Source organism: Streptomyces sp. NPDC058964, from assembly GCF_042741275.1.
In the GTDB taxonomy this organism is placed as follows: domain Bacteria; phylum Actinomycetota; class Actinomycetes; order Streptomycetales; family Streptomycetaceae; genus Streptomyces.
This window is the reverse complement of the sequence record NZ_JBHYKH010000062.1, coordinates 3,774-8,010: the sequence shown is the minus strand read 5'-3', so window position 1 is coordinate 8,010 and position 4,237 is coordinate 3,774. Positions and strand designations below refer to the sequence as shown.

6 protein-coding genes are annotated in these 4,237 nt (G+C 73.0%); 1 reads left to right on the top strand and 5 read right to left on the bottom strand.

Translation table 11 applies throughout. The features are described 5' to 3' along the window. Positions 1-174 precede the first annotated feature (174 nt). Positions 175-966, top strand: a complete 792-nt coding sequence (locus ACFW2E_RS11045) for a PDZ domain-containing protein (protein WP_384464731.1) — start codon at positions 175-177, stop codon at positions 964-966. Here the strand turns inward: ACFW2E_RS11045 and ACFW2E_RS11040 are convergent. From ACFW2E_RS11040 to ACFW2E_RS11020, 5 genes are all read right to left on the bottom strand, one after another. Beyond that, positions 963-1,145: a hypothetical protein gene (locus ACFW2E_RS11040; RefSeq protein WP_384464728.1), complete on the bottom strand. Its 183-nt coding sequence runs from the start codon at positions 1,143-1,145 to the stop codon at positions 963-965. The genes ACFW2E_RS11045 and ACFW2E_RS11040 overlap by 4 nt on opposite strands. A gap of 11 nt (positions 1,146-1,156) precedes the next feature. Further along, positions 1,157-1,741, bottom strand: coding sequence for an ArsR/SmtB family transcription factor (locus ACFW2E_RS11035; protein WP_384464726.1), 585 nt, complete (start codon positions 1,739-1,741; stop codon positions 1,157-1,159). 88 nt (positions 1,742-1,829) lie between these two features. Continuing rightward, positions 1,830-2,789: a glycine betaine ABC transporter substrate-binding protein gene (locus ACFW2E_RS11030; RefSeq protein ID WP_384464723.1), complete on the bottom strand. Its 960-nt coding sequence runs from the start codon at positions 2,787-2,789 to the stop codon at positions 1,830-1,832. Further along, positions 2,786-3,646, bottom strand: coding sequence for an ABC transporter permease (locus tag ACFW2E_RS11025; RefSeq protein WP_384464720.1), 861 nt, complete (start codon positions 3,644-3,646; stop codon positions 2,786-2,788). The genes ACFW2E_RS11030 and ACFW2E_RS11025 overlap by 4 nt, the downstream gene beginning before the upstream one ends. After that, a partial coding sequence (locus ACFW2E_RS11020; protein WP_384464718.1) for a CBS domain-containing protein occupies positions 3,643-4,237 on the bottom strand: 595 nt, incomplete at its 5' end. The genes ACFW2E_RS11025 and ACFW2E_RS11020, both read right to left, overlap by 4 nt.

The following is a 4,237-nucleotide window of genomic DNA, read 5'->3' as shown; positions in this document are numbered from 1 at the left end:
TCCTCGAGGACGGCCGTCCAGCGGCCCCGGCCACGCCCGGCATCGGCAGCGAGCCGCTCCCGGACGCCCTGCGCCGCTCCACCCGGGAGCGCCGGGACCCGTACCGGACCGGCCCGGGCTGACCCGCCGCCCCGTGCCCGTGGCCGGAAGTGCCCGTCACGTTAGATTGACCTCGTGCTCTCTCGTCTCACGCGCCTCCAGGCCGTCGCCGTCTGCGCCCTGCCCGTCGTGGCCCTGATCGCCACGGCGGCCCTCGCGCCGCTGCCGTTCTCGGTGGCTCAGCCCGGGATGACGGCGAACGTGCTCGGCAAGAACCAGGGCACCGAGGTGATCACGATCTCCGGTGCGCCGGCCCGGCCGACGAACGGGCAGCTGCGGATGACGACCATCGAGGCGACCGGCCCGGACGCGGACGTCTCGCTCGGTGACGTGCTCGGCAACTGGTTCCGCACGGACCGGGCGGTGATGCCGCGCGACGCGGTCTACCCGACCGGCAACAGCGTCAAGGAGATCGAGCAGCACAACGCCGAGCAGATGCAGCAGTCCCAGGACGCGGCGAGCCAGGCGGCGCTCCGGTACCTGAAGCTGAGCGACAAGGACGTCAAGGTCACGCTGAAACTGGCCGACGTCGGCGGGCCCAGCGCGGGTCTGCTCTTCTCGCTCGGGATCATCGACAAGCTGAACGGTGACGGCAGCGGCGGCGACCTCACGGGCGGCCGCACCGTCGCCGGTACGGGGACGATCGACGTCGACGGGACCGTCGGCGCGGTCGGGGGTGTGGCCCTGAAGACGCAGGCCGCGCGGCGGGACGGCGCGACCGTCTTCCTGGTGCCGAAGGACGAGTGCGCCGAGGCGAAGTCGGAACTGCCGAAGGGGCTGCGGCTGGTTCCGGTGACCACCCTCAAGGGGGCGGTGAACGCCCTGGTGGACCTGGAGAAGGGGAAGGGCTCGGTACCGAGCTGTTAGGCGACGGCCGGAACGGGCCGGGGAGCGGCGGCCAGGCGCAGGCCGACCTCGACCAGGGCCCAGCCGAGCCGGTTGCGCAGCTCGCCGGTGCGGTGGGCCTCGGTGGCGAGGCGGTGGGCGTCGGCCTGGGCCTGGAGCTCGGCGATGCGGTGCCGGGCGAGCTGGGTGGTGTCGTGCATGGCGGGACCTCTCACTTCGTCTCGATGGGGAACAGGTGCGTGTGGATGCGTACTTGCTCGGCTTCGGGGGTGTCCTCGCCGGTGACGCGGTTGCGGTAGCCGTCGATGAGTTCGTGCATCCTCCCGACGAGTTCGCGGGCCAGGTCCGGCGTCAGCCGTAGCGTGGCGTCGCTCATGTCGGAGCCGCGGGACCAGGCCTCGGACCAGTCGTCCCGGCTGCCGAGCCAGGTCGACAGCTCGCGGGCGTGTCCGGCGGCGATCTCGTGCAGGAACACCTCCGCCGCTCCCCGTACCTCGGGGCCGGCGTTCTCGAACTCGGCGCTGTCGAAGACCAGTCCCTGGTCCGCCGCCTTCCACCAGCGCTCCCGGCCCTTGCCGTGCTCCGGGGCGTCCTCGACGAATCCGTGTGCGGCGAGCTGTCGCAGGTGGTAGCTGGTGGCCCCGCTGGACTCGCCGAGCTGGGCCGCCAGTTGGGACGCGGTGGCGGGTCCGCGCCGGCGCAGCGACTCCAGCAGCTGGATCCGCAGCGGGTGCGCGAGGCCGCGCAGCGAGCGGGCGTCCAGCAGGCGCTGTTTGGGGTCTTCGTGCTCCGTCATGGATACAAAGGTAGCGTTGCAAAGTCTCCTTTGCAACAGGTCTTTTGCATCGACTTCTTTGCATCAACTCCCCGGTGCCCGCGCGAGTTCACTTCACGAAGCCCTGCGTCCTCATCCAGTCCAGCGCGACCTGGTGCGGGTCCGCCCCGTCGACGTCCACCTTCGCGTTGAGCGTCCGGGCCACGGTGTTGTCGAGCTTCGCCGTGACGGGGCCCAGTACTCCGGCGATCTCCGGCCAGCGCTTCAGAGTCGCGGAGTTGACCACCGGGGCCGCGTTGTAGTTGGGGAAGAACTTCCGGTCGTCGGCCATCACCACCAGATCCATCGACCTGATGCGCCCGTCGGTGGTGAAGACCTCCCCGTAGGCGCAACTCCCGTCCGACACCTGGGTGTAGATGATCCCGGTGTCCATCTGCGTGACGTTCCCCGCCGGCAGGCTCATCCCGTACGCCCGCTCCATGCCCCGCAGCCCGTCGACCCGGCCGGCGAACTCGCCCTCCACGCACAGCGTCACCGCGTCGGGGTCGGACCGGGACAGCGCGGCCACCTGCGACAGCGTCCGCGTGCCGTGCTCCGCGAAGCCGGCCCGGTTCATCGCGAGCGCGTAGGTGTTGTTCAGCCGGGACGGCGCCAGCCAGGTCACCCCGTTGCGCACGTCGGCGTCGCGCACCGCACGCCACTGCGCCAGCGGGTCGGAGATCGGGGTGCTGTTGCCCTGGTACGTGATCCAGGCGGTGCCCGTGTACTCGTACATGGCGGCCGCGTCGCCGCCCCGGACCGCCTCCCGCGCCCCGATGGACCCCTGGATGCCGGTCCGGTCGAGGACGTCGGCGCCCGCCGCCTGGAAGGCGATGCCCATCATCGCGCCGAGCACGAGGCTCTCCGTGTCCGCCTTCGACGTCACCGTCAGATGGGCGCCCTTGAGCGGTTCGCCCCGCCCGACGGAGCCGGGCGCGACGTCGTCGGCCATGGGGGAGCCACTGCTCAGCCCGCAGCCGGACGCCGTCACCAGCACCCAGGCGAGCAGCAGACGGGCACCGCGCCTCACGCCTCCGGCTCCAGTCCCCGAGGCCGCAGCAGCAGTTCGGCCAGCGAGGCCAGCCAGTCGACCAGCAGGGCCAGGACGACCGTGAGGAGGGAGCCCAGCACCAGGACCGGCATCCGCTGGTTGGTGATCCCGGCGGTGATCAGCACACCGAGGCCGCCGCCCCCGCCGAAGGCCGCGAGGGTCGCCGTGCCGACGCCCAGGACCAGGGCCGTGCGCACGCCCGCCAGGATCAGCGGAACGGCGAGGGGGAGCTCGACGCGGGCCAGCACGCCCGGCGCCGACATACCGATGCCACGGGCCGCCTCCAGGAGGGCCGGGTCGGTCGCCCTGAGGCCCGTCACGGTGTTCGACAGCACCGGCAGCAAGGCGTAGGCGGTGATGCCGATCAGCGCGGCCCTCATTCCGGTGCCGAGCCAGATCACCAGCAGGGCCAGCAGCCCGATCGCGGGGGTCGCCTGGCCCGTGTTGGCGACCGCCATGACGACCGGGGTGGCCCTCCGGAACGGGGCGCGGGTCAGCAGGACGCCCAGCGGGATGGCGATGACCAGCACGAAGAAGGCCGAGAGCACGGTGAGTTCGACGTGCTGCCACAGGGCCTTGGACACCTGGCCGCCGGACAGCGCGTTCCGGGAGACCGTGTCCAGGTCGGCCCGCCGGAACCACCACCGGGTCGCGAGCAGGATCACCGCCAGGACGGCCGGGAGCACGGTCAGCCGCCGCAGGCCGATCCGGCGGCGCCGCGCGGACCGCGGGGGCCGGGGCCGTTTTGGCCCGGTGCCCGGTACGGGTCCGGATCCCGCGTCGGCAGGCGCCGGCGCCCGCGGCGGTTCCGTCTCCTCCAGGCCGGGAGCGGTCACGTCCGCCCCTTCCCGGTGTCGCCCTCCAGCAGTGCGTGTGCGGAGTCCATCAGCGCGTGCACATCGACGACACCGGCGTACTCCCCGTCCCGTCCGGTCACCGCGACCCGGCCCGCCCTGTCCGTCAGCACCGCCTCCAGCGCGTCCCGCAGCGTTGCGTCCCGGGTCACCGTGCCGCGCACCGGCCTGCCCGCGCGCGCCAGCGAACCCCTGGCCCGCAGCAGGTCGCCGCGCCCGAGCCAACTGCGGGGCCGGCGGCGTCGGTCGAGGACCAGGACCTCCTCGGTGCCGCTGCCCCGCAGCCTGCCGAGGACCTCCTGCAGCGGGGCGTCCACGCCGACCGTAGGGCAGCGGGCGATCCGCACGTCCCCCACACGGGCCAGGTTCAGCCTCTTCAGGGCCGCCCCCGCGCCCACGAACCCAGACACGAAGTCGTCCGCCGGGCGGGTGAGGATCGCCTCCGGGGTGTCGAACTGGGGGTGGGGGCGGGGGGCGGGGTGGGGGTGGTGGTGGTGGGGTGCGGGGTGTTGGCGGGTGTCGAGGCCCGGGAGGGGGTGTCGTTCGGCTCGACGGCCGCGCCCTGGGTGGTGT